At 72.1% G+C, this 26788-nt stretch carries 20 protein-coding genes, 1 tRNA gene and 1 pseudogene; 9 read left to right on the top strand and 13 right to left on the bottom strand.

Annotation, left to right across the window (positions count from 1 at the left end; genetic code table 11):
- Positions 1-56 precede the first annotated feature (56 nt).
- The 5 genes from OG982_RS11160 to OG982_RS11140 form a co-directional block, all read right to left on the bottom strand.
- The gene (locus tag OG982_RS11160; protein WP_266787765.1) at positions 57-641 is read right to left on the bottom strand and encodes a 50S ribosomal protein L25/general stress protein Ctc; all 585 of its coding nucleotides are present in this window, start codon (positions 639-641) and stop codon (positions 57-59) included.
- Positions 642-823: 182 nt separating this feature from the next.
- Positions 824-1801 (bottom strand): ribose-phosphate diphosphokinase, encoded by a 978-nt coding sequence (locus OG982_RS11155; protein ID WP_266787766.1) that lies wholly within the window; start codon positions 1799-1801, stop codon positions 824-826.
- A 124-nt stretch (positions 1802-1925) separates the two neighbouring features.
- Positions 1926-3392, bottom strand: a complete 1467-nt coding sequence (gene glmU / locus OG982_RS11150) for a bifunctional UDP-N-acetylglucosamine diphosphorylase/glucosamine-1-phosphate N-acetyltransferase GlmU (protein WP_266787767.1) — start codon at positions 3390-3392, stop codon at positions 1926-1928.
- Between the two features lie 109 nt (positions 3393-3501).
- Positions 3502-3573, bottom strand: a tRNA-Gln gene (locus tag OG982_RS11145).
- 29 nt (positions 3574-3602) lie between these two features.
- Complete coding sequence (locus OG982_RS11140; protein WP_266948436.1) at positions 3603-4493, bottom strand: hypothetical protein; 891 nt, start codon at positions 4491-4493, stop codon at positions 3603-3605.
- 131 nt (positions 4494-4624) lie between these two features.
- Here OG982_RS11140 and OG982_RS11135 point away from each other — a divergent pair, with 131 nt between their 5' ends.
- A complete protein-coding gene (locus tag OG982_RS11135; protein ID WP_266787769.1) occupies positions 4625-5893 on the top strand; it encodes a sensor histidine kinase in 1269 nt (422 codons plus the stop codon).
- A gap of 92 nt (positions 5894-5985) precedes the next feature.
- On the opposite strand, the gene OG982_RS11130 is transcribed toward OG982_RS11135, so the two are convergent.
- Positions 5986-6498, bottom strand: a complete 513-nt coding sequence (locus OG982_RS11130) for an SUKH-3 domain-containing protein (RefSeq protein WP_266948434.1) — start codon at positions 6496-6498, stop codon at positions 5986-5988.
- Between the two features lie 11 nt (positions 6499-6509).
- On the bottom strand, positions 6510-7133 hold the full coding sequence (locus OG982_RS11125) for a YwqJ-related putative deaminase (protein WP_266787771.1): 624 nt from the start codon (positions 7131-7133) through the stop codon (positions 6510-6512).
- 227 nt (positions 7134-7360) lie between these two features.
- Here OG982_RS11125 and OG982_RS11120 point away from each other — a divergent pair, with 227 nt between their 5' ends.
- The 3 genes from OG982_RS11120 to OG982_RS11110 all read left to right on the top strand — a co-directional run bounded on the left by OG982_RS11120 (position 7361) and on the right by OG982_RS11110 (position 11963).
- Complete coding sequence (locus tag OG982_RS11120; protein ID WP_266787772.1) at positions 7361-8374, top strand: SMI1/KNR4 family protein; 1014 nt, start codon at positions 7361-7363, stop codon at positions 8372-8374.
- A gap of 7 nt (positions 8375-8381) precedes the next feature.
- A complete protein-coding gene (locus OG982_RS11115; RefSeq protein ID WP_266948432.1) occupies positions 8382-10934 on the top strand; it encodes an SUKH-4 family immunity protein in 2553 nt (850 codons plus the stop codon).
- Positions 10935-11081: 147 nt separating this feature from the next.
- Complete coding sequence (locus OG982_RS11110) at positions 11082-11963, top strand: DivIVA domain-containing protein (RefSeq protein ID WP_266787774.1); 882 nt, start codon at positions 11082-11084, stop codon at positions 11961-11963.
- Positions 11964-12529: 566 nt separating this feature from the next.
- Here OG982_RS11110 and OG982_RS11105 read toward each other — a convergent pair.
- Entirely contained in the window at positions 12530-13408 is an 879-nt protein-coding gene (locus OG982_RS11105; RefSeq protein WP_266948431.1) for an alpha/beta fold hydrolase, read from the bottom strand.
- Between the two features lie 81 nt (positions 13409-13489).
- Here OG982_RS11105 and OG982_RS11100 point away from each other — a divergent pair.
- Together OG982_RS11100 and OG982_RS31045 are read left to right on the top strand one after the other, a co-directional pair.
- A pseudogene (locus OG982_RS11100) lies at positions 13490-13845 on the top strand (ABATE domain-containing protein); the annotation flags it as partial.
- 36 nt (positions 13846-13881) lie between these two features.
- Positions 13882-14067 carry a CGNR zinc finger domain-containing protein gene (locus OG982_RS31045; protein WP_353963101.1) on the top strand — a complete coding sequence of 62 codons (186 nt, stop codon included), beginning with the start codon at positions 13882-13884 and terminating at the stop codon, positions 14065-14067.
- A gap of 25 nt (positions 14068-14092) precedes the next feature.
- Here the strand turns inward: OG982_RS31045 and OG982_RS11090 are convergent, their stop codons facing one another.
- Positions 14093-15016 (bottom strand): hypothetical protein, encoded by a 924-nt coding sequence (locus OG982_RS11090; protein WP_266948427.1) that lies wholly within the window; start codon positions 15014-15016, stop codon positions 14093-14095.
- A 91-nt stretch (positions 15017-15107) separates the two neighbouring features.
- Positions 15108-16700, bottom strand: a complete 1593-nt coding sequence (locus OG982_RS11085) for an MFS transporter (RefSeq protein WP_266787778.1) — start codon at positions 16698-16700, stop codon at positions 15108-15110.
- A 325-nt stretch (positions 16701-17025) separates the two neighbouring features.
- On the opposite strand from OG982_RS11085, the gene OG982_RS11080 reads away from it, so the two are divergent.
- The 3 genes from OG982_RS11080 to mfd all read left to right on the top strand — a co-directional run bounded on the left by OG982_RS11080 (position 17026) and on the right by mfd (position 24224).
- On the top strand, positions 17026-17814 hold the full coding sequence (locus tag OG982_RS11080; RefSeq protein WP_266787779.1) for an ABC transporter ATP-binding protein: 789 nt from the start codon (positions 17026-17028) through the stop codon (positions 17812-17814).
- Positions 17811-20396 carry an ABC transporter permease gene (locus OG982_RS11075; RefSeq protein ID WP_266787780.1) on the top strand — a complete coding sequence of 862 codons (2586 nt, stop codon included), beginning with the start codon at positions 17811-17813 and terminating at the stop codon, positions 20394-20396. Before OG982_RS11080 ends, OG982_RS11075 begins: the two co-directional genes overlap by 4 nt.
- 294 nt (positions 20397-20690) lie before the next feature.
- On the top strand, positions 20691-24224 hold the full coding sequence (gene mfd / locus OG982_RS11070; protein WP_266787781.1) for a transcription-repair coupling factor: 3534 nt from the start codon (positions 20691-20693) through the stop codon (positions 24222-24224).
- Positions 24225-24283: 59 nt separating this feature from the next.
- Here mfd and OG982_RS11065 read toward each other — a convergent pair whose 3' ends face one another.
- The 3 genes from OG982_RS11065 to OG982_RS11055 form a co-directional block, all read right to left on the bottom strand.
- Positions 24284-25120, bottom strand: a complete 837-nt coding sequence (locus tag OG982_RS11065) for a hypothetical protein (protein ID WP_266787782.1) — start codon at positions 25118-25120, stop codon at positions 24284-24286.
- Between the two features lie 73 nt (positions 25121-25193).
- Positions 25194-25922: a hypothetical protein gene (locus tag OG982_RS11060; RefSeq protein ID WP_266948426.1), complete on the bottom strand. Its 729-nt coding sequence runs from the start codon at positions 25920-25922 to the stop codon at positions 25194-25196.
- Positions 25922-26650 carry a hypothetical protein gene (locus OG982_RS11055; RefSeq protein ID WP_266787784.1) on the bottom strand — a complete coding sequence of 243 codons (729 nt, stop codon included), beginning with the start codon at positions 26648-26650 and terminating at the stop codon, positions 25922-25924. The genes OG982_RS11060 and OG982_RS11055 overlap by 1 nt, the downstream gene beginning before the upstream one ends.
- Between the last annotated feature and the right edge of the window lie 138 nt (positions 26651-26788).

Raw genomic sequence — 26788 nt, 5'->3', positions numbered from 1 at the left:
CTCCAGTGGAGCCGGACGGCGGTCGGTCAGCAACTGCTGAGGGAGGAAGGCGAGGCTCAGGCCTCGGTGCCCTCGGCGGCCTCGGCGGCCGGCTCCTCGGCCTGCGGGGCCACGACCTGCAGGACGGCGATGTCGCCGTCGACGGCCAGGGTGGTGCCCGCCGGGAGGACCAGGTCCTTGGCGTGGATGGTGTCGCCGGCCTCGAGGCCCGCGATGGAGACGGTGACCTCGGTCGGGATGTGGGTCGCCTCGGCCTCGACGGAGATCGTGTTCTGGAGGGTCTCCAGCATGTTGCCGCCGGCCGCCAGCTCGCCCTCGGTGACGATCGCGACGTCGACGGTGACCTTCTCGCCCTTCTTGACGATCAGGAAGTCGACGTGGGAGATCGAGCGCTTCAGCGGGTGCTTCTGCACGGCCTTCGGGATGACCAGCTCGGCCGAGTCGCCCTCGATGTCCAGGGAGATCAGGACGTTCGGGGTACGGAGCGCCAGCTGCAGGGCGTGGGCGTCGACGTTGACGTGCTTCGGGTCGGTGCCGTGGCCGTAGATGACGGCGGGCGTCAGGGCGTCACGACGGGCCTGACGGGCAGCGCCCTTGCCGAAGTCGTTGCGGATCTTGGCGGCAAGCTTGATCTCGGACATGCTCACTCCTCGTGGGGTGACGGAAAACGGACAGAGTCACCCGGCCGGAACGGCCTGCTACGAAGAGCGCGTCGATAACGGAGCATCCGTACCGGAAAACAGGTACGGCCTCCCTCGCCGAGCAACTCGTCGAGTGTACCCGGCAGGGGAGGCCGTACCAAAAAGGATCTACCGCGGAGCGGTTACTGCTGCTCCTCGAAGAGGCTGGTGACCGAACCGTCCTCGAAGACCTCGCGCACCGCGCGCGCGATCATCGGGGCGATCGACAGCACCGTGATCTTGTCGAGCTCCAGGTCGGACGGATCCGGCAGGGTGTTCGTGAACACGAACTCGCTGACCTTGGAGTTCTTCAGACGGTCGGCGGCCGGGCCCGACAGGATGCCGTGCGTGGCCGTCACGATGACGTCCTCGGCGCCGTGCGCGAACAGCGCGTCGGCCGCGGCGCAGATGGTGCCACCGGTGTCGATCATGTCGTCGACCAGGACACAGACGCGGCCCTTGACCTCACCGACGACCTCGTGGACCGTCACCTGGTTGGCGACGTCCTTGTCACGGCGCTTGTGCACGATCGCCAGCGGCGCGTCCAGTCGGTCGCACCAGCGGTCGGCCACGCGCACACGGCCCGCGTCCGGAGACACGATCGTCAGCTTCGTGCGGTCCACCTTCGCGCCCACGTAGTCCGCGAGGACCGGCAGCGCCGAAAGGTGGTCCACCGGGCCGTCGAAGAAGCCCTGGATCTGGTCCGTGTGCAGGTCGACCGTCAGGATGCGGTCCGCACCCGCCGTCTTCAGCAGGTCGGCCACCAGGCGCGCCGAGATCGGCTCACGGCCCTTGTGCTTCTTGTCCTGACGGGCGTACCCGTAGGACGGGATGATCACGGTGATGGAGCGTGCCGACGCGCGCTTCAGCGCGTCGATCATGATCAGCTGCTCCATGATCCACTTGTTGATCGGAGCCGTGTGGCTCTGGATCAGGAAGCAGTCCGCGCCGCGAGCCGACTCCTGGAAACGGACGTAGATCTCACCGTTCGCGAAGTCGAAAGCCTTGGTCGGCACGAGGCCGACTCCCAGCTGGTGTGCGACCTCCTCGGCCAGCTCGGGGTGGGCGCGGCCGGAGAAGAGCATCAGCTTCTTCTCGCCGGTCGTCTTGATCCCGGTCACAGCACTGTCTCCTCAGACGTGTGGAAAGCTGCTCGCCCCCATGTGCGTCCGTCCCGCACACGGTGAGCCAGCCGAATTGCGTGCACCTATCACGGTACGCCGTCGCGGACGTACCTGTTTCCGGTCAGTTCACCTCAGCGGTACCCGGACGCGGGTCGGAGTCCTCCTGGGCCGCCGACTCGGCCGCCGTCGCCGCGGCGCTGCCCGGACGCTTGCGGGCCACCCAGCCCTCGATATTGCGCTGCTGACCACGGGCCACGGCCAGCGCACCGGCCGGCACGTCCTTCGTGATCACGGACCCGGCGGCCGTGTAGGCGCCGTCCCCGACCGTGACGGGAGCCACAAACATGTTGTCCGAACCCGTCCTGCAATGTGAGCCGATGGTGGTGTGGTGCTTGTGCTCACCGTCGTAGTTCACGAACACGCTCGCGGCGCCGATGTTGCTGTACTCGCCGATCGTCGCGTCACCCACGTACGACAGGTGCGGCACCTTCGAGCCCTCGCCGATCGTCGCGTTCTTCATCTCCACGTACGCGCCGGCCTTCGACTTCAGACCCAGGTTCGTGCCGGGACGCAGGTACGCGTACGGGCCGACGGTCGCGGACTCGCCGATGACGGCCGTGTCCGCCACCGTGTTGTCCACCCGCGCCCGCGGACCGACCCGCGTGTCCTTCAGCCGGGTGTTCGGGCCGACCTCGGCCCCCTCGGCCACGTGCGTCGCGCCCAGCAGCTGCGTGCCCGGGTGGACGATCGCGTCCTGCCCGAACGTCACCGTCACGTCCACGAACGTGCTCGCCGGGTCCACCACGGTCACGCCCGCCAGCATCGCCTGCTCCAGCAGGCGCGCGTTCAGCAGCGCGCGGGCCTCGGCGAGCTGCACGCGGTTGTTGATCCCGAGGATCTGACGGTGGTCCGCGCCGACGGCCGCGCCGACGCGGTGACCCGCCTCACGCAGGATGCCGAGCACGTCCGTGAGGTACTCCTCGCCCTGGCTGTTGTCCGTACGGACCTTGCCGAGGGCGTCGGCGAGCAGCGCGCCGTCGAAGGCGAAGACACCGGAGTTGATCTCGCGGATCGCGCGCTGGGCGTCGGTGGCGTCCTTGTGTTCGACGATGGCCGTGACGGCGCCGTCCTCGCCCCGGATGATCCGGCCGTAGCCGGTGGAGTCCGGGACCTCGGCGGTCAGCACGGTGACGGCGTTGCCGTCGGCCTCGTGCGTGGCCGTGAGCTGCGCGAGGGTCTCGCCGGTCAGCAGGGGGGTGTCGCCGCAGACGACGACCACGGTCCCGGTGATCTCGCCGCCGAGCTCCTCCAGGGCCATGCGGACGGCGTGGCCGGTGCCGTTCTGCTCGTACTGCACGGCGGTGCGGACGCCCGCGTCGACGGCGGCGAGGTGCGCGGTGACCTGCTCGCGGGCGTGGCCGACGACGACCACGAGGTGCGCGGGGTCGAGCTCGCGCGAGGCGGCGACGACGTGTCCGACGAGCGACCGCCCGCAGATCTCGTGCAGGACCTTGGGAGTGGCCGACTTCATGCGGGTGCCTTCACCCGCTGCGAGTACGACGACGGCTGCCGGGCGGTTGGCGCTCACGGGTGTGCCCTTCGGCTTTGGGTGGTGGACCCGTGAAGGATACCGGGGCGTTACGGGCCCCTAACGAGCGCGGGTCCCGACCGTGAGGTCGGGACCCGAACGCGCGAAGCTCCCCTGCCAGGACTCGAACCTGGAACAAATCATCCAAAGTGACCCGTGTTGCCGATTACACCACAGGGGATGGCAAAGCCGATGAAACCGGACATTTAGTCACTTGGTCGAACCGGCGGAGCCAACTATGCCGCACCAAGTGCCTTCAATGCGACGGTACAAGTCGCAGCTCGCGGAGACGCGGACGATCAAGCATCCGCGGTAGTCGGCGCCGGTGTTCTTCCTGACGGTCTTGGGGTTGTGCTTCTTGAGGGTCGTCCGCTGGAGTTGGCCCCGGTCCACGCCCACGAAGTCGGCCCAGTACTGCTCCGCGCCGACGACGTCGGCGGATTCGTGGATCATCACTCGGAAGCGGAGCCGATCGGGGGTGATCCCCAGGAGGTTCAGCCACGCGAGGTAGACGGCGATGACTCCCGGGTCGCTGTTGATGAAGATCGCGGTCTCGGAGCGCCGGTACGTCTTGCTCTTGCTGCCCTCCGCCCAGTAGAGCGCGGTGCCGACCAGGAGCAGCTCCCGCTCGCTCATCGCGCCGACGGAGTCGCGCGCCGCCTCGATCTCCGCGTCCCGGGCGGCTTCCCGGATGGGCCCCTCGTGCGCCCATCGCTTCCGGGCCGCGTCCCGACCCTGCTCCCCGGGGGGCCTGCGCTCTGGTTTGGGGAGGTCGCGGACCCAGAGGGAGATGGAGCTCTTCGAGCAGCCCGGCTCGACCTGGATCTGGTCGTAGGTCATGCCCTGGAGGCGGAGCTCGCGGGCGCGGTCGCGGAGGTCGTCCTTGGCGTTGGGGCGCTTGGTCCATGCGGGTGGCGGCTCGCCCTGCAGCAGGGCGTTGAGGATGTCGTTGTTGTGGACCTGGAGGCGGTCGCGGATCTGGCGGCGGCTGAGGCCCTCGCGGCGGAGGGCCACGGCCTGTTCGCGGAGTTCGTCGAAGGTCGCGGCTCCGCTGCGCAGGCCGCCGGTGCCGTCGCCGGGGCGGCGTCGAATTTCGGTCATGTCGCCAATGTCGTCTGGAATGCGGGATTCAGGTCTCGGTGAGCGGACGATTCAGTCGTATGTGCGATTACCCGGGGTTTGCGGGAATTTCCCCGGGCTCTGTGCTGGGGCCCCTGCGTAGGCTGGACGGCATGACCATTACGGGGGAAGAGCGGGGCGGGGCCGGGCGGGATGGGCCCTGGTGGTGGGAGCGGCCGCGGGAGGCCGTTCTGGATGTCGGGCTCGGCGCGGTGTCCGCCGTCGAGTGCGCCTTCGAGGGGGTGGCGTTCGCCCGCGAGGCCGGGGTGCCGGTCGTCTTGGGGGCGCTGTTCGGGATCGTGGTCGGGGCCGTGCTGGTGCTGCGGCGGCGCTGGCCGATCGCCGTGGTGCTCGTCGGGATCGCGGTGTCGCCGGCGGCGATGGGGTTCTTGCTGTCGGTGGTCGGGCTGTACACGCTGGCCTCCTCCGAGGTGCCCCGGCGGATCACGGCCACGCTGACGTCGATGTCGATGGTCGCGACGTTCGTGGTGATGTACCTGCGGACCCGCGAGGGCGCGGCGGACGAGCACACGCTCGTGATCTCGCTGTCCGTCTTCGTGGCGGTGGCGCTGTCCGTGCCGCCGGTGCTGTTCGGGCTGTACATCGGGGCGCGGCGGCGGCTGATGGAGAGCTTGCAGGAGCGGGCGGACTCGTTGGAGCGGGAGCTGTCGCTGCTGGCGGACCGGGCGGAGGAGCGGGCCGAGTGGGCGCGTACGGAGGAGCGGACGCGGATCGCGCGGGAGATGCACGACGTGGTGGCGCACCGGGTGTCGCTGATGGTGGTGCACGCGGCGGCGTTGCAGGCGGTGGCGGCGAAGGATCCGGTGAAGGCGGCGCGGAACGCGGCGTTGGTCGGGGACATGGGCCGTCAGGCGTTGACGGAGTTGCGGGAGATGCTCGGGGTGCTGCGGGCGGAGTCGCCGAAGCCGGCGGTGGTCGCGGTGGCGGCGGTGGCGCTGGCGGGGAGTTTCGAGGACGGGCCGTCGCTGGCGGAGCTGGATGCGCTGGTGGGGCAGTCCCGGGCGGCGGGCATGGCCGTGGAGCTGGACGTACGGGGTGGGGTGGCTTCGGGGGACGGGTATCCGCCGGAGGTGGAGCAGACGGCGTACCGGGTGGTGCAGGAGGCGTTGACCAACTGCCACAAGCACGCGCCGGGTGCGCGGGTCGTCGTACGGCTGGCGCATCGGGAGGGGGAGGTGGCGATGCAGGTGGAGAACGGGCCGTGTGACGGGAAGGCGGCGGAGCCGGGTCTGCCGAGCGGCGGGAACGGCTTGGTCGGCATGCGTGAGCGGGTGCTCGGCCTGGGCGGCGTTTTCGTGTCCGGCCCGACGGACGAGGGCGGCTTCCGGGTCTCGGCGGTCCTCCCGTGCGCCCAGCCCTGAAGACGGGCGGCCCGGACGGGCGGGGCTGACCCCTTCCGCGCCGGGGCCCGGCCGAGCCGCGTCCGCCCCGGGCTGCGGCCGGGTGGGCTGGGTTAGTGCGTGGTGAGGCGGGTGGGTTGGAGGCCTGTGAGGAGGAGGGTCAGGGCTTCGTCTACCGCGGGGCCCAGGAACCAGTCGCCGGTGTGGTCGATGCCGTAGACGCGGCCCTCGCAGTCGATGGCGAGGTGGGAGCCGGCGTCGGCGTCGACGCCGAGGGGGCAGAGTTCGGTGGACAGGGCGCGGCCGAGGTCGGCGAAGGTGCGGGCGAGGTAGAGGCCCGTGAGGGGGTCGAGGTGGACCGGGGTGGGGGCTATCTGGCGGCCGGGGCCGGGCGCGGTGATGTGGAGGCCGCCGAATTCGGCCCAGGCCTCGACGGCGGCGGGGAAGACGGTGTGCCGGTGCCCGGCGGGGGTGGTGTGGTCGCGCAGGGCGTCGGCCCAGTATTCGGCCTGCTTGATGTCCCAGCGGCCGGGTTCCCAGCCGGCGGTGCGCAGCGCGGAGTCCACGGCGGCCGGGAAGCGGGTGGCCGAGGAGCGGTCGTAGGACGCGGATGAGGTGGCGCTCATGGTGGGTGCGGTCAGGCCTTCTGGGGGGCGGGCGTGAGGTCGATGGAGCGGACGCCGAAGTGGGAGAGGAGGGCGTCGCAGGAGCGGCAGGGGGGTGCGTAGCTGCCGTGGAGGGGGTCGCCGTCCTCGCGGATGCGGCGGGCGGTGATCTTGGCCTGCTTGAGCGAGCGGCGGGCTTCGCTCGCGGTGAGGGGTTTGCGGGAGGCGCGTTTGCTGCGGGCGCCTTCGACCGCGGTGAGGTGGCGGGAGACGAGGATGGCTTCGGGGCAGCGGCCGGTGAAGCGTTCCCGCTGGCCGCTGGTGAGGGTGTCGAGGAAGTCCTGGACGAGGGGGTGCAGGGCGGGTGGCTGGTCGGCCTTGCCGGCGGTGCTGGTGAGGGTTTCGCCGCGTACGGAGAGGGCGGCGGCGACGGTGGGGAGGATGCCGTCGCGGCGGAAGCGGAGCACGGGGACGGTGGGGCCGTCGGTGGCGCTCCAGCGCAGCCGGGGGTCGCCGGTGGGGCCCGTGGTGCTGGTGGGGCCCGATGTGTCCGTGGCGCCCGTGGCGGGGGCGGCGGGGTTGTGTCCGGCCGCCGTGGCCGCGGTGTTGTCGTCGTCGGCGGGTGTCGGGTCCGTACGTGTCGCCGTGTTGTGCATGGTCGTTTCCCTCCCGTGGCTGCGGTGGTGGCCGCTGTCGCGCACGCCCCCGTGCCGCGGGGACAGCCTGTCAAATGTCCTCTGCCGTGTGGAAGCGGGGTCGAATATTCGTATCAATTCGGATGTTCCCGGCCCTGGTGCGTGTGGGCGGGTCGCGGGCGGGTGAGGCTCTTGCCGGACCACATAGGCTGTGGTGAACCAGCCAGATCCAGCAGGGGGCTACCGCCATGACGACAGGTCGGCTCGGGCAGCAGGCCGCGCCACCCAACGCCGCTTACTCGGGGCAGGTCGTGCATTTCCCGGACCCGGTCCGGGCCGCTCGGCATCCCCACGGTGTGCGGATGGACGGTGAGGGCCATCCGGACTTCGCGCCGTACGCGCGCGCCGCGGTGGACATCGCCGAGCCGCCGGAGGGTTTCGGCGTGGACGAGTTGCGGCTCACGGACTACGTGTCGGCGAACGCGGCGATGCAGGCCGCCGGGCACGCGTTGTGGGACACGGTCGGTCCGGTGGCGACCCCGCACGGCTGGACGTGGCACCACGTGGCCGGTTCTCGCCGTATGGAACTGGTGCCGGTCGAGGTGAAGGCGCTGCTCCGTCATCACGCGGGGCTGGCGACGGCGCCGGCGGACCACGAGAAGCGCGGGACGCGGCCGTTGCAGGAGTTGCGTCCGGTGCACCTGGGGCTGCCGAAGTCGGTGGTGTCGGTGTCGGAGCAGCAGGTGCAGGGCGTCGAGGAGGACCTCGGGTACCGGCTGCCGGAGGCGTACCGGGCGTTCCTGAAGGCCGCGGGCGGCTGTGCGCCGGTGGGCGCGGGGCTGGACGTGGAGCTGGGTCTGCTCGTGGACCAGCCGTTCTTCACGGTGCGCGAGGAGGCCGCGGTCAACGACCTGGTCTACGTCAACAAGTGTCTGCGGGACCATCTGACGAAGGATTACCTGTGCGTGGCCTTCGTGCAGGGCGGGCTGCTCGCGGTGAAGGTCAAGGGCGAGGGTCTCGGCTCGGTGTGGTTCTCCCCGTACGACGACGCGCGCGACCGGGACGGCTGGTCGGTGCAGGAGCGCGTGGAGCGTCTGTTGCTGCCGTGCGGTGCCGATTTCGACGCCTTTCTTGAGCGGTTGGCGGGGAACCCGCCGGAGCTGGAGACGGTGGCCGGTCTGATGGTGGACGGCGGATTCGCGCGCTCGGTTCCCGTGGCCGGTACGGCCGCGGCGGCGGGTTCCGCGCAGGTGGAGGGGTGATGGCGCGATGGTGACGTTTGCGCAGGCGCAGGAGCGCGCCGAGGAGTGGATCAACGGGGACGTGCCCGCGTACCAGCACCGTGAGGTGCGGGTGCGGGAGTTCGGGCTCGGGTTCGTGGTGTGGGCGGAGGACCGTGCGGCGGGTCCGGTGTCCGGGGGTGGCCGGCAGCGGCTGGTCATCGCGCGGGACAGCGGTGAGGCGACGCTGTGGCCGGGTCTGCCGGTGGGTGAGGTGATCCGCCGGTACGAGGAGGAGTACGGGGTCGCGGCCGCGCCGGTGGCGGAGGCTTCGGTGCCGACGCCGCGGATCGACGCGGAGCAGACCTCGTTCATGCTGAGCCCGCCGGCGTGGTTGCAGGAGGCGGCGGACCGGGCGGGGATTCCGCCGGTGGCCGCGCCTGCCGCGCCTGCTGTGCCCGCTGCTCCCGCCGGGCCTGCCGCTTCTGCCGCGGAGGCTGTTTCGGCTCCGGTGGATGCGGAGCCCGTGCCGGCCGCGGTGGCCGCGCCCGTGGCTTCTCCGGCTCCGGCTCCGGGCGACCCCGTGCCGTTGCGGCGGGGCGGCGAGGTGGCGTACGAGCCGACCGCCAACGACGGGGTTCCGGCCGGGGCCACGCCGTGGGCCGGGACCGATGTGAACTCCGGTGCGGACGACGCGTCCGTACCGTTGCCGGCGACGGTGTTCGCGCCGCCGTTGTCCGGGTCGGACCTGGAGGACGTGCTGTCGTCCGGGGTCGCCCCGGAGGCGAAGACCACCCTGATGGCGGGGGGCAGCGGGCTGCCGGCGACCGCGATCGCGCCCGCCGTGGTGACGGGGGCGTCGGACATCGCCGACGCGCCGACGGGCAAGGCCACGGTGAAGCGGCCGGGCGCGCAGGCCGCGCCGCGGACGCCGCCGGGTCCGCCGACGCCGCCGCCCGGTGGCGGGGTGGACCATGCCGCGACGATGCTGGCCGGTCCGGGTGTCGTACCGCAGCCGCCGGGTCCGCCCGGTGCGCCGACGCCTCCGGGGCCTCCTGGGGCTCCCGGGTCGCTCGGTGGCGGGCTGGATCATGCCGCGACGATGCTGGCCGGTCCCGGTGTCGTTCCGCAGCCTCCCGGTCCTCCCGGTCCTCCCGGTCCGCCGGGGGTGCCCGGTGCGCCGACGCCTCCTGGGCCGCCCGGGCCCCCCGGGGCTCCCGGGTCGCTGGGCGGTGGGCTCGATCATGCCGCGACGATGCTGGCCGGTCCGGCCGTCGTGCAGCGGCCCGGTCCTCCCGGTCCGCCGGGGGCGCCCGGTGCCGCGCCGACGCCGCCCGGGCCTCCCGGTCCGCCCGGGGTGCCTGGTGCGCCGACGCCTCCGGGGCCTCCCGGGGCTCCCGGGTCGCTCGGTGGTGGGCTGGATCATGCCGCGACGATGCTGGCCGGTCCCGGTGTCGTTCCGCAGCCTCCCGGTCCGCCCGGTCCTCCCGGTGCGCCGGGTGCGCCCGGGGCTCCCGGTGGCGGGGCGCATCACGCCGCGACGATGCTGGCGGGTCCCGGTGTCGTTCCGCAGCCGCCCGGTCCGGCGCCGCAGGGTCCCGGTCCCGCTGCGGCTCCCTCCGGGGCGCCCACGGTCGGCCCCGGCTACCAGGCCGTACTGCGCTACCGCGCGCCCGACGGTTCCGAGCAGCAGCTCATCCGCCGCTCGGCGCCCGGTACTCCGCACCCGGAGTGGCAGATCCTTTACGAGCTGCGCGCCATGAACGTGCCGCCGCAGCAGGTGCTGGAGCTGCACACCGAGCTGGAGTCGTGTGAGCTGCCCGGCGGTTACTGCGCCCGGATGATCCGGGAGACCTGGCCGCAGGTCCGCATCACCAGCGTGGCCCCGTACGGCAAGGACCACGCGGGACGTCAGCAGGGCATGCGGCACCTGCTCACCCACCAGGGTGAGCTGCACCAGGTGGCGGACGGTCCGGCGCGTCCCGCGCCGGTGCGCGCCCCGTTGCCTCAGGTGCCGTTGCAGCCGGCGATTCCGCTGGAGGCCATCGGCCAGGAGCTGGTCGGGGCGTTCGGTCCGCAGGGCGTGTTCCGGTTCGAGCAGCGGGCCGTGTCCCGCCAGGGCGTGCCGGACATCGTGGCTCAGACCCTGGTGTGGGCGGGTCTGCCGACGGACTTCGGGCCGTTCTTCTGGGCGCAGGCGGTGCCGGGCGCGCCGGTGCCGACGCTGGCCGAGCTGGCCGCGCAGCGGCAGGTGCAGGCGGCGTCGGACGCGGGTTCGTACCTGGTGGTCGGCAGCGACTTCGGCAAGGCGCTGTGCGTGCAGTACGGGACGGCGCACATAGTGGCGGTCCCGGTGGAGGCCGGGCCCGGTGGTGCGCCGGCGGCGCCGCAGTTCGTGAATTCGAGCCTGCCGCAGTTCGCGCGTTCGCTGGCGATGCTGGGTCACATGTGGCGGCTGCGTCAGCATTTGACGCCGGAGCAGGCGGGCCGGTGGACCGTCGATTTCCAGGCGAATCTGGCGGGCCTGGACAGCGCGGCGCTGGCTTCGCCGGAGAACTGGTGGTCGGTGTTGCTGGAGCAGATGTGGGACGGGCTGCTCTGAGCGCCTGTTGAGCGTGTGATCGGTTCGGTGGCCGGGCCGGGACCCCTTGCGGGGGGTCTCGGCCCGGCCATTCCGGCTTCTGGGAGCAAATGACGCATCCTTGACAGGAATCCCCGCGAGAGAGGCGCTTCCAGGATGAGTGCACCCATGTCACCTCACGGCCAGGGCTTCGGGACCGTGCGCGGTCGCGGGTATCGGACGGATCAGGTCGACCGGTATCTCGCGCGGCTGTCGGACGGCCGGGACGAGGCCTGGGAGCGGGTGGCGCGGCTGACGGTCCTCGCGAAGCGGATGGAGGCGGAGGCGGGGCGGCTGCGGGAAGCGGTGTCGGCGTTGGCTCCGCAGCGGTACGACGACTTGAGCGAGCGGGCCCGTCGGATCCTGCTGCTGGCGGAGGAGGAGGCCGAGGCGGTACGGGGTGAGGCGCGGGCGGACGTCCTGGCCATCCAGGGTGCGGCGGAGGCCCATGCGGACCGGGCGGCGGAGCTGGCGCGGCAGGACGCGGAGGCGGTGCGCGAGCAGACGGAGGTGCGGGCGCGGCAGTTGCTGCTGCGGGCGCAGCGGGAGGCGGACGGGGTGCGGGCCGAGGCGCGGGACGCGGCTGCGCAGTGGCGGGCGGAGGGTCAGGCGGCGCTGGCGGAGATGGTGCGGCGGTCGGAGGCGTTGCTCGCGGAGCGGGAGCAGGAGCGGGTGGAGCGCCGGGACGCGGCGGAGCGGGAGCTGGCGGCGCGGGTGGAGGAGTCGGAGGCGAGGCACCTGGAGCTGGACCGGTACGCGGAGGCGCGTCTGGCGGAGGCGCGGCGGGCGTTCGCGGAGGCGGAGGAGTCGGCGCGGCACGGGCAGGAGGACGCGGAGGCGCGGGGTGCGGAGCTGGTGGCGGCGGCGCGGGTGCGGGAGGAGCGGGTGGGGCGGGAGACGGAGCGGATCCTGCGGGAGCACGCGGAGTCGCAGGAGGAGATGCGGGCGCACATGAACCACGTCCGCTCCAGCCTGGCCGCGTTGACGGGGCGCGCGCCGGCGGAGGGCTGACCGCTGCCGCTGCCGCTGCCGCTGCCGCTGCCGGGCGGTTGGCGGTGCGCTGGTGGCTTGGTGCCGCTCCCCTGCCGGGGGTGTGCCGGGGCCGGGGTGGGGGTGGGGTGGGTGTTGTCCGGGACTGCATGATTTATGGCGCCTGCTCGGGAGCTGTCGTCGTGCGGCGGCGTTCCGCGCCACAAATCACGTTTTACGTCCCGGACAACACCCACCCCACCCCCACCCCCTCAACTCCGGCCCTAGGACAGCTCCGGCCTCGGCTTAATTCCAGCCTCGCCGGCGTTTGAGGCGCGGGGGTCTGGGGGTTGGCCCCCAGCAGCGGCGCCGCAGCATGGGAAGGGGTCCGGGGCTTGCCCCGGGAAACGGTGAAAGGGCGGGGCGGGGAGAACTTCCCCGGGGCGGAGCCCCGGCACGGCAGCGCCGTGGAGCCCCGGTCCGGTGGGGCCCGGTGTGGTGCCGCCGCGGTGTCGTGGAGGCCCGGCTCCGGTGGGGTCGCGGTGCGGTGGCGCCCGGGGGTGGCGGGGTCTCGACCGGGATCGGTTGGGGCGGGGGGCGCCGCGGGGTCAGAGCAGGCGGCTGAGGAACGTGGTGATCAGGGGGGTGATCGCCGGGAGGTGGGTTTCCAGGGCGAAGTGGCCCGCGTCTTCGAAGAGGTGGAGCTCCGCGTCCGGGGCGTCGCGGAGGTAGGCCTTCGCCCCCGCCGGGGTGAAGAAGGGGTCGCCGGCGCCCCACAGCACCAGGACCGGGATCCGCGCCGCGCGCAGCCACGCCTGCCAGGCCGGGTAGTGCGCGAAGTTCGAGGCGTAGTCGAAGGCCAGGTCGGCCTGCGCGTCGGCGCGCCCCGGCAGGCCGAGGTAGTGGACGTCCAGCGTCCAGGAGTCCGGCGAGATCAGGGACGGGTCGCCGACGCCGGTCTCGTACTGGAAGCGGGTGCCCTCCTCGGTGAACAGGGCCCGCACCTTCTCCTCGTTGCCCGGCACCTCGCGCCGCAGCCCGGCGAACTCCCGGGCCGCGTCCGAGAGTCCCTCCTCGTACGCGTTGCCGTTCTGCACGATCAGCGCCGTCACCCGCCCCGGCCGCCGCGCCGCGACCCGCAGGCCGACCGGGGCGCCGAAGTCGAAGACGTACAGGGCGAAGCGGTCCAGGCCGAGGGCGTCGGTGAAGCCCTCCACGATGTCCGCGAGCCGGTCGAAGGTGTACGTGAACCCCTGCGGGGCCTCGGTCCGGCCGAAGCCGGGGTAGTCGGGGGCGATCAGGCGGTACGGGGTGTCGCCGAGGGCGTCCATCAGGCGGGCGAACTGGTGCGAGGAGGTCGGGAAGCCGTGCAGGAGCAGCATGACCGGCGCGTCCGCGGGGCCGCTCTCGCGGTAGGCGACGCGCACGCCGGCCACCTCGACGGTGCGGTGCCGGACAGTCGGAAGGGTGCCGCCAGCGGTGCTCATCACATGCCTCCAGGGGTGTCTGTGGCATTAGTTTGACCCGGGGGCGGTAATGGGTCAAGGGGGTTGGGTAGCATTAGTGGCGTGACAGTGACCTTTCCGCTCACCGGTGAACCCCTGGCCTTGGACCTGCTCAACACCCGGCCCGCCGAGTCCGGGGACCTGATCGCCGCCCCGCCGGGGCTCGCGGCCTGGCTGGAGGCCCAGGCGGGCCGGCTGACCCCGGTCGCCGAGGTCGGCGCGGCCGAGGTGGCCGCCGTGCACGCCGTACGGGAGGCCGCCAGTCCGGCGCTGGCCGCCGCGCGGCGCGGTGAACGGCCCCCGGCCGGGCGCTGCGCGCGCTGAACGCGGCGCTGGCCGGCGCGCCCGCGCACCGGGAGCTCGTGTGGGGCGAGGGCGGGGGCGGGGGCCTCGCGGCCGCCTCGCACCGCACGGCGGCCCCGCCCCGGCGGCTCGCGGCGGAGCTGGCCGAGGCGGTGGCGGAGCTGCTGACCGACCCCCGGGTGGGCGAGGTCCGGGAGTGCGAGGGGGCGGAGTGCGTCCTGCTGTTCCTCCCGGCGAACCCCCGCCGCCGCTGGTGCGTGGCCTCGGTCTGCGGCAACCGCGCCCGGGTGGCCCGGTATTACGCCCGCCACGGCAAGGGCGGGTCCGAGTCTTCCTGAGCTGCCTTCCTGAGCCGCGGGCTGCCTAAGCCGCGCCGGCCGGGCCCGCAGCCGCCGGGCCCGCACTCGCGCCGGCCGGGCCCGCAGTCGCCGGGCTGGCCGCCGGGCCGGCCGGCCCCGCCGTCGGCTCGTAGCGGTACGGGTCGCTGCGCAGCCCCCGTGCGGTGACCACGACCGTGAACGGGGCCGCCGTGCCCTCGGGCAGCGGGCCCGTCAGGGCGCCGGTCAGCGGGTCCGGGGTGGTCGCCAGCGCGGTGTCGTCGACCGTGACCCGCGCCGGGACTCCCGCCTGGTCGGGGGCGAAGCCGCCGCCCTCGACGGTCAGGTCCCCGTCCGCGACGCTCACGTGGGTGATCACCGGGTTGGCCCGGGTGGCCATCTTGTTCACCAGGTACGCCCCCGCCGGAGCGCCCGTCAGGGCCCAGATCTCCTCGGGCAGCCTCGGCAGGCCCGCGCCCACGTCGGAGAGGAAGAACAGCGCGACGTAGAGCATGGTGACCGCGCTGAGGGCGACGTACTGCAGGTCGACGAGGTCGGTGCGCCCGCCGTCGCCCGCGATCAGCTCCCGCAGCGGGCGCCGCCCGGTCGCGGTGGGCTTCGGCGCGGGCTTGGCCATCGTGCCGCTCTCGACGCGGATGCCGACGACCGCCTTGGCGGCGATCAGGGCCACGTACGGGCCGCCGAGCAGCGGCAGGTAGACCGTCGTCAGCGAGGAGAGCGGGCCGTGCTCCCCCTGGAAGTAGTCGGCGCCGCCGCCCGCCGTCAGGCCGTACGCGAGGATCGTGAGCAGCAGCCAGACCAGGATCACCGTCCAGGCCAGGGCCAGGGTGGTGGAGGTGGAGAGCCGGCCGTCGCGGCCGGTGACGAAGCCCGGTGCGCGGCGCAGGCGCAGGCCGATCGGGGTGGCCACGGCGGCCAGTAAGGCGAGTGCGAAGAGTGCGGAAGTCATGCTGTCCCCCCGGATGCGGTGCCTGGGATCAGGTACCTGGCAGAGAGATACCCTCTCGCCCCGGCCATGACAACCCGGCACCCCCGGCCCGCTACTCCTGCTCGTGCTGCTCCGGCAGTACGGGGAACCGCCGCGGCGCCAGCAACAGCAGCGCGAGCAGCGCCAGTACGGCGGCCGCCGTCGCCCCGTAGAAGACGTGCTCCACGGCGGCGGCCACGGCCTCGCGCAGGTAGCCGGCGCCGGCGGCGGGCAGGCGCGCGGGCGCCTCCAGGGCCTTGGTCACGTCGTCCAGCTTGTCCGGGAGCCCCGGCATCGGGGCGTCCGCCAGCCGGGCGGCGATGGTCGCGTTGGCGACGGCGCCCAGCAGGGCCGCCCCGACGCTCTGCCCGACCTGACGGGAGAACAGGATCGAGGCGGTCGCGACCCCGCGCTCCGCCCAGCCCACGGTGGACTGGACCCCGATGATCAGCGGGAGCTGGCACAGCCCCAGCGCCCCGCCCAGCAGCAGCATGATCAGCGCGGGCAGCCAGGGATCGGCGTCCGGCGGCAGCAGGGTGAAGGAGAACAGGATCACGGCGGCCAGCGAGCTGCCGACCACGGCGGTGTTGCGGAAGCCGATGCGCCGGTAGACGTGCTGGCTCAGGGCGGCGGAGATGGGCCAGCTCAGGGTCATGGTGGACATGACGAACCCGGCGCCGGTCGGGCCGAGGCCGAGCACGGACTGGGCGTACGTCGGGACGAACAGCATCGGGGCGACCATCAGCAGCCCGAGCGCTCCCAGGGCCAGGTTGACGGCGGCGATGGTCCGCCTGCGCCACACCCACCCGGGCAGGATCGGCTCCTCGGCCCGGCGCTCCACCCAGAACACCACGCCGCCCAGCAGCGCGCTCGCGCCCAGCAGTCCCAGCGACGGCGCCGACAGCCAGGGCCAGGCGACCCCGCCCTGGACCAGGGCGAACAGCAGCAGGCCGCCGCAGGCGAAGATGCCGAGGGCGCCGGCCCAGTCGATGCGGCCCCGGCGCGCGACGGACCGTGCGGGCTCGACGAGGTGACGGGCCACCATCCACAGGGCCATGCCGGCCAGCGGGATGTTCAGCAGGAAGATCCAGCGCCAGTTCGCGTACGAGGCGAGCAGCCCGCCGATCCCCGGGCCCGCCACGGCGGCCGTCGCCCAGACGGCGGACATCCGGGCCTGGATGCGGGGCCGGTCCTTGAGCGGGTACAGGTCGGCGGCCAGGGTCTGCACGGTGCCCTGGAGGGCGCCGCCGCCCAGCCCCTGGACGATCCGGAAGGCGATGAGGGAGGCCATGTTCCAGGCGGACGCGCACAGCACCGAGCCGACGAGGAACAGGGCGATGCCGAAGAGGAGCACGGGCTTGCGGCCGAAGGTGTCGGACAGCTTGCCGTAGACGGGGAGGGTGACGGTGACGGCGAGCAGATAGCCGGAGAAGAGCCAGGAGAAGACGGAGAACCCGCCGAGGTCGCCGACGATCTGGGGCACGGCGGTGGAGACGATGCTGGTGTCGAGGGCGACCAGGGCCATGCCGAGCATCAGGGACAGCACCACGGGGGTGGGCGGCCGGCCGGCCGGCGCCCCGGCATCGGCGGCGCCGGCGTCGGTTTCGGCGGATTCCGCCGAAACCGTCGCCCCGGGTATGCGGTCGGCGCTCTCCTCTGTCCCCACCCGAAAGTCCTTTCATGCTGCACGCATGTGCCGGGGAACACCCTCTCACTCCGGGCGGGCGGACGGTATCCCTTACACCGGATCCCCCGCAGGGCTGACATCCCCTAGGGGGCGCTCCTCACTGAGGCCCAGGGGCCGTTCGTCCCGGCGGAGGACGAAGAGCGACGTTCCGCGTCTTTAACTGATTCACATGGGGCGGGTAGCCCCGGGGTGGGGTTAACCCCCGGACGGATACGGACACGGGCACCAGGGTGTTCGTGACCCCCCGGGCAACAGACTTCAACCACGTCAGAGCAGGCGCAGGACATCAACGAGGGGAAGCACCGTGACAACGGCTATGACCGAAACCAGGCACGGGGGTACTGGAGGGCATGAAGCCGTCGCGGCCCGGGCGCGGAAGGTCGTCAAGGCCTACGGCTCCGGGGAGACGCGGGTCGTCGCCCTCGACGAGGTGGACGTGGACATCCGCCGCGGCCAGTTCACCGCGATCATGGGCCCCTCGGGCTCCGGCAAGTCCACGCTGATGCACTGCCTCGCCGGCCTGGACACCGTCACCAGCGGCCAGATCCACCTGGACGACACCGAGATCACCGGCCTGAAGGACAAGAAGCTCACCCAGCTGCGGCGCGACCGGATCGGCTTCATCTTCCAGGCGTTCAACCTGCTGCCGACGCTGAACGCCCTGGAGAACATCACGCTCCCCATGGACATCGCGGGCCGCAAGCCCGACGCGGAGTGGCTGAACCGGGTCGTGGAGACGGTCGGCCTCGCGGGGCGCCTCAAGCACCGCCCGACCGAGCTCTCCGGCGGCCAGCAGCAGCGCGTGGCGGTCGCCCGCGCCCTCGCCGCCCGCCCGCAGATCATCTTCGGTGACGAGCCGACCGGAAACCTGGACTCCCGGGCCGGCGCCGAGGTGCTCGGCTTCCTGCGCCGCTCCGTGGACGAGCTCGGCCAGACCATCGTCATGGTCACGCACGACCCGGTGGCCGCCTCGTACGCGGACCGCGTCATCTTCCTGGCCGACGGCCGGATCGTCGACGAGATGTACGCGCCGTCCGCGGACCAGGTCCTCGACCGCATGAAGGACTTCGACGCGCGCGGACGCACCTCATGAGCAACACCGTCCTGAAGACCTCGCGGCGCAACTTCGTCGCGCACAAGGGGCGCATGGCGCTCTCCGCCGTCGCCGTCCTGCTCTCCGTCGCCTTCGTGTGCGGCACCCTGGTGTTCACCGACACCATGAACACCACCTTCGACAAGCTGTTCGCGGTCACGAACTCCAACGTCACCGTCAGCCCGAAGGCGGCCGAGGGCGGCGAGGAGATCGCGGCCACCGGCAAGCCCGAGTCGCTGCCCGCCTCGGCCGTCGAGAAGGTCGGGAAGGCGCAGGGGGTCAAGTCCGCCGAGGGCGGCGTCGTCTCGATGGCCGTCACGGTCGTCAACTCCAAGAACGAGAACATGGGCTCGACCACCGGCGCCCCGACCATCGCGGGCAACTGGAGCGACAACGAGCTCAAGTCCATGAAGATCACCTCCGGTCAGGCCCCGCGCGGCCCCACCGAGGTGATGGTCGACGCCGACACCGCGAAGAAGCACCACCTGAAGCTGGGCGACGAGCTGCGCACGATCGCCGTCACCGGCGACATCCGCGCCAAGATCTCCGGCATCGCCTCCTTCACCGTGACCAACCCGGGCGCGGCCGTCGTCTACTTCGACACCGCCACCGCCCAGCGCGGCCTGCTCGGCTCCGCCGACGCCTTCACGCACGTCAACGTGGTCGCGAAGGAGGGGGTGAGCGACGAGCAGCTCAAGCGCAACGTCGCCGCCGCCGTCGGCGCGGACACGTACAAGCTCCAGACCGCCAAGGAAGCCGCTGACGCCAACCGCAAGGACGTCGGCTCGTTCCTCGACGTCATGAAGTACGTGATGCTCGGCTTCGCGGGCATCGCCTTCCTCGTCGGCATCTTCCTGATCTTCAACACGTTCTCGATGCTGGTCGCCCAGCGCACCCGTGAGATCGGCCTGATGCGCGCCATCGGCGCGGACAGCGGCCAGGTCCTCAAGTCGGTGGTCGTCGAGGCCTTCCTGCTCGGTGTCGTCGGCTCGGTGCTGGGCGTCGGCGCGGGCGTGGGCCTGGCCGTCGGCCTGATGAAGCTCATGGGCCAGATGGGCATGCACCTGTCGACCGACGATCTGACCGTCGCCTGGACCACGCCGGTCATCGGCGTGTTCCTCGGTGTCGTCGTCACCGTCGTCTCCGCCTTCGTCCCGGCCCGCCGGGCAGGCAAGGTCTCCCCGATGGCGGCCCTGCGCGAGTCGGGCACCCCCGGCGACAAGAAGGCCGGCCGCATCCGCGCCGCGCTGGGTCTGGTCCTGACCGGCATCGGCGGCGCGGCCCTGTTCCTCGCCGGGTCCGCGGAGAAGGCCGCCGCCGGATCGATGTGGCTGGGCCTGGGCGTGGTCCTCACGCTCATCGGGTTCATCGTCATCGGCCCGCTGCTCGCCGGCGTCGTCGTACGGGCCCTGTCCGGCCCGGTGCTGCGGCCCTTCGGGTCCGTCGGCCGGCTCGCCGAGCGCAACGCGCTGCGCAACCCGCGCCGTACCGGTGCCACCGCCGCCGCGCTGATGATCGGGCTGGCGCTGGTCGCCTGCCTGTCGGTGGTCGGCTCCTCGATGGTGGCCTCCGCCACCGACGAGCTCGACAAGTCGGTGGGCGCGGACTACATCGTCCAGTCCCAGACGGGGCAGCCGGTCGTGCCGCAGGCCGAGGAGGCGCTGCGCGCCACCAAGGGCCTGGACCACGTCACCGCGTACCGCCAGGTGGAGGCCAAGGTCACCGCCCCCGACGGGAGCGTCAAGGACGACGGCCTGAGCGTCACCGACCCGACGTACCCGCAGGACGTCCGGCGCAAGATGATCGCCGGGGAGCACGCGGCGGCGTACGGCAAGGGTGCGATGTCGGTCGGCTCGGACTTCGCGGACGAGCACCGCGTCAAGGTCGGCGACGAGATGGCGGTCGCCTTCAAGGGCGGTCGGACGACCAAGCTGAAGGTCGTCGCGATCACCTCCGACGAGGGCAACCTCGACAAGGGCTCGATGTACGTCAGCACCGCGACGGCCGAGCAGTTCGTGCCGGCCGACAAGATGCCGCGGCCGTTCATGCTGCTGGCCTCGGCGAAGGACGGGGAGTCCGACGCGGCCGCGTACACCGCGGTCAAGAAGGCGCTGGCCGACTACCCGCAGTACCAGGTGCTCAACCAGGCCGACTACAAGCAGGCCCTCAAGGACCAGGTCGGCACGCTGCTGAACATGGTCTACGGGCTGCTGGCCCTCGCGATCATCGTCGCGGTGCTGGGTGTCGTGAACACCCTGGCGCTCTCGGTGGTCGAGCGGACCCGCGAGATCGGCCTGATGCGCGCCATCGGCCTCTCCCGCCGCCAGCTGCGCCGCATGATCCGCCTGGAGTCGGTCGTCATCGCCCTCTTCGGCGCCCTCCTCGGCCTCGGCCTGGGCATGGGCTGGGGCGCGACCGCGCAGAAGCTGCTGGAGCTGCAGGGCCTGAAGGTCCTGGAGATCCCGTGGCCGACCATCATCGGGGTGTTCATCGGCTCGGCCTTCGTGGGCCTGTTCGCCGCCCTGGTCCCGGCCTTCCGGGCGGGCCGCATGAACGTCCTGAACGCGATCGCCAGCGAGTAGCTCCGCCGAGTGCTCCGCTGGTAGTACGGGGGACCCGCCGGCCCCGGCCCGCCCACCCAGGGCGGTCCGGGGCCGGCGGGCTTTCAGCCGGGACCGGCGCGAGGCCGGTCGAGGGTTCGGGGCAGGGTGAGGGTTCGGGGCGGGTCGAGGGGTCGGGGCCCGCTCGCTCACTCCTCGGGGGGACCTCAATCCCTCGCGCGAGTGACGGACCGGCGTCGTAGGGTGGGAACCCCCGGCCCGTGCGACGTGTCGGGCCCTTCGCGTTGCCCCTTCACCGGACGGAAGCCTCCATTCATGAGCCTGCACGGACTGCTCGACGCCGTCACCCGGGACCCCGCCCTCGCCGAGGCGGTCACCGCGGCAGGGGACGGCAACCGGATGCACGTGGACCTCGTCGGCCCGCCCGCCGCGCGGCCCTTCGCGATCGCCGCGCTGGCCCGGCGCACCGAGCGGACCGTGCTCGCGGTGACCGCCACCGGGCGCGAGGCCGAGGACCTCGCCGCCGCGCTGCGCTCCCTGCTGCCGCCCGACGAGGTCGCGGAGTACCCGTCCTGGGAGACGCTGCCGCACGAGCGGCTCTCGCCGCGCAGCGACACCGTGGGCCGGCGGATCGCCGTCCTGCGCCGGCTCGCGCACCCCAGCAAGGACGACCCGGCCGCCGGGCCCGTCTCCGTCGTGGTCGCGCCGATCCGCTCCGTGCTCCAGCCGCAGGTCAAGGGGCTGGGGGACCTCGTACCGGTGAGCCTGCGGCAGGGCGAGAGCGCCGATCTGGGCGAGGTGACGCAGGCCCTGGCGGCCGCCGCCTACGCACGCGTCGAGCTCGTGGAGAAGCGCGGGGAGTTCGCCGTGCGCGGCGGCATCCTCGACGTGTTCCCGCCCACCGAGGAGCACCCGCTGCGCGTGGAGTTCTGGGGCGACGACGTCGAGGAGATCCGCTATTTCAAGGTCGCCGACCAGCGCTCCCTGGAGGTCGCCGAGCACGGCCTGTGGGCGCCGCCCTGCCGCGAGCTGCTGCTGACCGACGAGGTGCGCGAGCGGGCGGCGGCCCTCGCCGAGGAGCACCCCGAGCTCGGCGAACTGCTGAACAAGATCGCCGAGGGGATCGCCGTGGAGGGCATGGAGTCCCTCGCGCCGGTCCTCGTCGACGACATGGAACTGCTGATCGACGTCCTGCCCGCCGGGGCCATGGCCGTCGTCTGCGATCCGGAGCGGGTACGGACCCGGGCCGCCGACCTCGTCGCCACCAGCCAGGAGTTCCTGATGGCCTCCTGGGCGGCCACCGCGGGCGGCGGGCAGGCCCCCATCGACGTCGGCGCGGCCTCGCTGCGCGGGATCGCCGACGTACGGGAGCACGCGCGCGAGCTCGGCATGATGTGGTGGTCGGTGTCCCCCTTCGCCGCCGACGCGGTCGACGGCGGCGGGGACACGCTGGCGCTCGGCATGCACGCCCCCGAGGCCTACCGCGGCGACACCGCCCGCGCGCTCGCCGACACCAAGGGCTGGATCGCCGACGGCTGGCACACCGTCTACCTCACCGAGGGCCACGGCCCGGCCGCCCGCACCGTCGAGGTGCTCGGCGGCGAGGGCATCGCGGCCCGCCTGGAGGCCGACCTGCGCACCCTGGAGCCGTCGATCGTCCACGTGGCGTGCGGCTCCCTCGACAACGGGTTCGTCGACCCCGCCCTCAAGATCGCCGTGCTGACCGAGACCGACCTGACCGGCCAGCGCACCGCCACCAAGGACCTCGGCCGGATGCCGACCCGGCGCCGCAAGTCCATCGACCCCCTCACCCTGGAGGTCGGCGACTACATCGTCCACGAGCAGCACGGCGTCGGCCGCTACATCGAGATGGTGCAGCGCACCGTCCAGGGCGCCACCCGCGAGTACCTCCTCGTCGAGTACGCCCCGGCCAAGCGCGGCCAGCCCGGCGACCGCCTCTACATCCCCACCGACCAGCTGGAGCAGGTCACCAAGTACGTCGGCGGCGAGGCCCCGACCCTGCACCGGCTCGGCGGCGCCGACTGGACCAAGACCAAGGCGCGCGCGAAGAAGGCGGTCAAGGAGATCGCCGCCGACCTCATCAAGCTCTACAGCGCCCGCATGGCCGCCCCCGGCCACACCTTCGGCCCCGACACCCCCTGGCAGCGCGAACTGGAGGACGCCTTCCCGTACGCGGAGACGCCCGACCAGCTCACCACCATCGCCGAGGTCAAGGAGGACATGGAGAAGTCCGTCCCCATGGACCGCCTGATCTGCGGCGACGTCGGCTACGGCAAGACCGAGATCGCGGTCCGCGCGGCCTTCAAGGCGGTCCAGGACGGCAAGCAGGTCGCGGTCCTCGTGCCGACCACGCTGCTGGTGCAGCAGCACTTCGGGACCTTCTCCGAGCGGTACGCGCAGTTCCCCGTCAACGTGAAGGCACTGTCCCGCTTCCAGTCCGACACCGAGTCCAAGGCCACCCTGGAAGGGCTGAAGGAAGGGGCCGTCGACATCGTCATCGGCACCCACCGGCTGTTCTCGCAGGAGACGAAGTTCAAGGACCTCGGCCTGGTCATCGTCGACGAGGAGCAGCGCTTCGGCGTCGAGCACAAGGAGCAGCTCAAGAAGCTGCGCGCCAACGTGGACGTGCTCACCATGTCCGCGACCCCGATCCCGCGCACCCTGGAGATGGCGGTGACCGGCATCCGCGAGATGTCGACGATCACCACCCCGCCGGAGGAGCGCCACCCGGTCCTGACCTTCGTCGGCCCCTACGAGGAGAAGCAGATCGGCGCGGCCATCCGCCGCGAGCTGCTGCGCGAGGGCCAGTGCTTCTACATCCACAACCGGGTCGAGTCCATCGACCGGGCGGCCGCCAAGCTGCGCGAGATCGTGCCCGAGGCGCGGATCGCGACGGCGCACGGCCAGATGTCCGAACAGGCCCTGGAACAGGTCGTCGTGGACTTCTGGGAGAAGAAGTTCGACGTGCTCGTCTCGACGACGATCGTCGAGTCCGGCATCGACATCTCCAACGCCAACACCCTGATCGTGGAGCGCGGCGACAACTTCGGCCTCTCCCAGCTGCACCAGCTGCGCGGCCGCGTCGGCCGGGGCCGCGAGCGCGGGTACGCGTACTTCCTCTACCCGCCGGAGAAGCCGCTGACCGAGACCGCGCACGAGCGGCTCGCGACGATCGCCCAGCACACCGAGATGGGCGCCGGCATGTACGTGGCGATGAAGGACCTGGAGATCCGCGGCGCGGGCAACCTGCTCGGCGGCGAGCAGTCCGGCCACATCGCGGGCGTCGGCTTCGACCTCTACATCCGCATGGTCGGCGAGGCCGTGGCCGACTACCGGGCCGCCGTCGAGGGCGGGGTGGAGGAGGAGCCGCCGCTGGAGGTCAAGATCGAGCTGCCGGTCGACGCGCACGTCCCGCACGACTACGCGCCCGGCGAGCGGCTGCGCCTGCAGGCCTACCGGTCCATCGCCTCGGCGAACTCCGAGGCCGACGTCAAGGCCGTCCGGGAGGAGCTCCACGACCGCTACGGCAAGCTGCCGGAGCCGGTGGAGAACCTGCTGCTGGTGGCGGGGCTGCGGATGCTGGCGCGGGCCTGCGGGGTCGGCGACATCACCCTCCAGGGCCCCAACATCCGCTTCGGGCCGGTGGAGCTGCGCGAGTCGCAGGAGCTGCGCCTGAAGCGCCTCTACCCGGGCTCGGTGCTCAAGCCGGCCACCTCGCAGGTGCTGATCCCGCGGCCGAAGACCGCCCGGGTCGGCGGGAAGCCGCTGGTCGGGCGGGAACTGCTGGCCTGGACCGGGGAGTTCCTCACCACGATCCTCGGCTCCTGAGACGCGTGCGGCCGGGGACCTCGTGGTCCCCGGCCGCACGCGGCCCGATCGCGCCCGGGTCAGACCGCTTCGCCCGGGCCGCCGCCGCGCACCTTGCCCATGTCGAGGACGTCGGAGTCCTTCGGCGAGGTCACGTCGACGGGCTTGCCGAACTCCGAGAACGCGACCTCGCCCTCCTGGTCGCCGCTCAGGGTGGACTTGAGGATGTACGGGGTGCCCTCGGTGGCCACGTAGTCGGTCTCCGTCCCCTCCTTCACCGGGGAGGTGACCATCACCGTCGGCTTGCCGTCGACGGTGGCCGTGGCGCCCTTGCGGGCGAGGAGGCTGTTGCGGCCGGTGTCGCGCGTCAGCTTGTCCAGGTCGCACATGCCGGCCATCGAGGAGGCCTGCGGATCGGAGGTGGACACCTTCACCCAGCGGTCGGCGAGCGCCGCCACCATCTGGTCCGTCTGCTTCTTCGGCGCGTGCTTGAGCTTGGCCGCGCCCCGCCAGTAGGCCTCGTCGCCCTTGAAGTGCAGGAGGTCCTCGGACTTGATGAGGTCCATCTTCCCCATGCCGTCGAGGCGGATCACGCCCTTGCAGTTGCCCTTCTTGTCCAGCGAGAGGTCGATGGCCATCGGCTTGCCGTCCATCCGCACCGTGGCGACGACATGGGCGGACTCGGCCTTGCGGGTGGCCTCGTAGGCCTGGCTCAGGATCTCCCGGCCGGACAGGTCCGCGAGCTTGCCGGAGGCCGGGGCGGAAGGCGAGGCGGAGGGCGCCGGGGCGGTGGCGCCCGCCGAGGCCCGGGCCGCCTTGCCGAGGACGGCGGCCTTGTCGCCGCCGGGCAGGCACCCGGTCAGCGCGAGCAGGGCAGTGGTACCGATCGCCGTGGTGACGACCGTGCGGCTGCGCATGTGAAGTTCCCCCCTGGAAAGACCATGTGTCGCTGGAGCCTAACCGCCGCCCCGCCCCCGGCCCGCCGCCCCGTTACTCGTCGGCGTCGATGACGTCCCCGGTGGGGGCCTCGGCCTTGACCGGCGCGTTGAACCCGGAGAAGGCGAGGTCGGCCGGGTCCTTGCCGGTCTCGACGGCCCGCAGCAGGTACGGGGTGCCCTTCGTGGCGACGTAGAGCGTCTCGATGTCGTCGTCGCTGATGCGGGTGGCCAGCGTCAGCGCCTCCTGGCCGCCCTCCGTGACGACCTTGCCCTTCTTCGCGCCCGCGCTCTTGTCGAACTCCTTGAGGAGCTCGTCCAGGTCGCACATCGCGGCCAGGTCCTTGGAGTCCTCCGTCGTGTTCTTCGACTTGACCCAGTGGCCGGCCAGCATCTTCAGGACCTCGTCGGCCTGGTCCTTCGGCATGTCCTTGACCTGCGTCCGGTAGAAGGCCTCGTCCGCCTTGATGAAGACGTACTCGGAGTTGCGTATCAGCTCGAAGGAGCCCTCGCCCTCCAGCTGCATGGTGCCCTTGCAGTCGCCGGACTTGCTGACGGCCATGTCGAGGCGGATCGCCTTGCCCTCGTCGCGGACCGAGCCCTTGACGGTCAGCGAGTCGGCGGTGCGCAGGGCGGCCACCGACTTGTCGGCGACCTGCGAGCCGTTCTGGCCGGCGAAGGGGCCCTTGTCGCCGGACGGGAAGCAGCCGGTGAGGGCGGTCAGGCCGAGGAGGGTGGCGGCGGTGGCCGCGGTGGCCTTCAGGCCGGATCTGGTGGAACGCATCAGGAACTCTTCTTCCAATTCGTGCAGCCGGTGGTCTTGAAGTAGGCGTCCTTGGCGCCGATCGTCACGACCGCCGAGCCTTCGGGGTTTTCGTTGGCGATGATCGAGTCGAGCTCGTGGTCGGCGTTCTTGGCGCGTTCCCAGTAGCAGCCGGCGCCGCCGTCGGCGGGGCCCTCGGACGTGTAGGTGCCCGGGGCGATGTCGGAGCCGACCTTGAACATACCGCCGTCACCGGAGAACTCGGAACGAGGGGTTCCGTTTGTGGCCTTGGGGTCCACCGCCTCCCAGCCCTTGCAGTCGCTGGACTTGAAGATCTTGTCGGTGGCCTTGACGGTCACGTAGCTCGTGCCGGTGACGTTGTCGTTGGCAAGCGTCGACTCCAGCTCGCCCGAGGAGTCCTTGGCCCGCTCCCAGTAGCAGTTGTCACCGCTCTTGTTGCCGCTGGTGCGGTACGTGCCGGGCTGGACGTCCTTGCCGACCTGGAAGGTCCCGCTGCCCTTGACGGCGACCGCGGCCGGGTCCCCGTCCTTGCTTTCGGCGGCCTTCTTCTTGCCGTCGGCCGCCTTCGGGGCGCTCTTGGACGCGGCCGGCTTCTTGGCGCCGTCCTTCGCGGTGTCGGCGCCGCCGCACGCGCTCACGGCGACGAGCGCGAAGAGCACGCCGCATCCCGTGAGAACCGTGCGGCGGGCGGTCTGGGCGTTACGGGCGGTGCGCGGGGTGTGGGACATGGGTGTGACTCCTGCCTCGCTGTGCCTGCTTGCTGTTGACGGGATCATCTCAACAGAGTCTGTGAACCGAGTCAACACGATTTGCGAAGCTTCTTCGATTCACGCTGTGAAGTGGTCTCTGGCGTGTGTACGGGTATG

The organism is Streptomyces sp. NBC_01551 (genome assembly GCF_026339935.1).
Lineage (GTDB): Bacteria > Actinomycetota > Actinomycetes > Streptomycetales > Streptomycetaceae > Streptomyces.
This window is presented reverse-complemented; position numbering and strand designations above follow the sequence as displayed.